The sequence below is a fragment of the Treponema sp. UBA7567 genome, assembly GCF_002476655.1.
In the GTDB taxonomy this organism is placed as follows: domain Bacteria; phylum Spirochaetota; class Spirochaetia; order Treponematales; family Treponemataceae; genus Treponema_D.
In genome coordinates this window covers 4,482-5,527 of sequence record NZ_DLLH01000048.1, presented here as the reverse complement: position 1 = coordinate 5,527, position 1,046 = coordinate 4,482, and the positions used below count along the sequence as shown (strand labels likewise).

Annotated in this window: 1 protein-coding gene; it reads right to left on the bottom strand. The window is 41.3% G+C overall.

What is annotated here, in order from left to right; genetic code table 11:
• Positions 1–362: 362 nt before the first annotated feature.
• Positions 363–1,046: DUF763 domain-containing protein (locus B3Y13_RS06020; protein ID WP_296693315.1), on the bottom strand; the 684-nt coding region annotated here is incomplete at its 5' end.

Sequence of the window (1,046 nt, the reverse complement as noted above, 5' to 3'; positions counted from 1 at the left end):
TTGCGAATGGATTCCGCGCATTTCTGCCTGGACAAGGTTGTCTGCCACAGTGTCGGCTTCTTCTTTTTTTAAGCCTGATTTTTGAAAAATTAAAGATTCAAGCTCCAGCATTTTTTTTGGATCTACGGTAAGGCTCATAATTCCTCCAGATTTTTGAATTACGCTGAGGCGGCTTTTTACTGCAGAACTGTAAAATTGCTGTTTTTTGAGCCGGAACAGTGTATTTTGTGAGTTCGACTTTATCACCAATTAAAAAAAATGAAAAGAAACAAAATATTTTTTTACGGATTTTTTTTACAGGCTATTTATTTTCTTTTTTATGCCGGATTTTCTCAATTTTCTGATGAATTGAAAATAAAAACTCAGCCGTGGCAGGTCCTTCCGCCCCATTCTTTTGAGTGTGCGCGCTCGTGTGCGATTGTTGCGTCAAAATCTGCTTCCGGCTCGCAGTTTTCTTCTACGTAGCGGGCGGTTTTTTCAAGGCGGGCCAGACATTCGCTTTTTTCTGAATAGCCCATTTTGCTTTCTTCTATTGATTCTCCTAGAATGCGGATGCTTTCGTCGTAAATTTTTGTAGTGACGGGAAAAGGATGGCCGTCTTTTCCGCCATGCGCAAAACTAAATCTTGCCGGATCTGTAAAACGGCTTGGAGTTCCATAGATTACTTCGCTTACAAGAGTAAGGCTCTGCAAAGTTCTAGGACCAAGTCCAGGCGTTAAGAGAAGGCTTTCAAAATCTGCATTTTCGCTTTCGTAGGCTGTAGCAAGAACTGCTCCGAGCCGTTTTAAATCTACATCTTCCGCGCGGATTTCGTGATGAGATGGCATAACGAGGTTTCTGTCGTTTTTTATGAGAATTTGCGTTTTTTGCCATTCGTTGGAAAGATTATTCCGACTTGAAGGCGGATTTTTATTTTTTTCTGCATCATCAAAAAGTTCAAGCTGAAGGCTTTCGCCGCCGCCCATTTTTTTTACTTCGCGAATTATGCGGTCTGGATTTTCATGCGTCAGGCTTAAAATTTTGGAGCGTGTTGAAGAAGCGTTTAC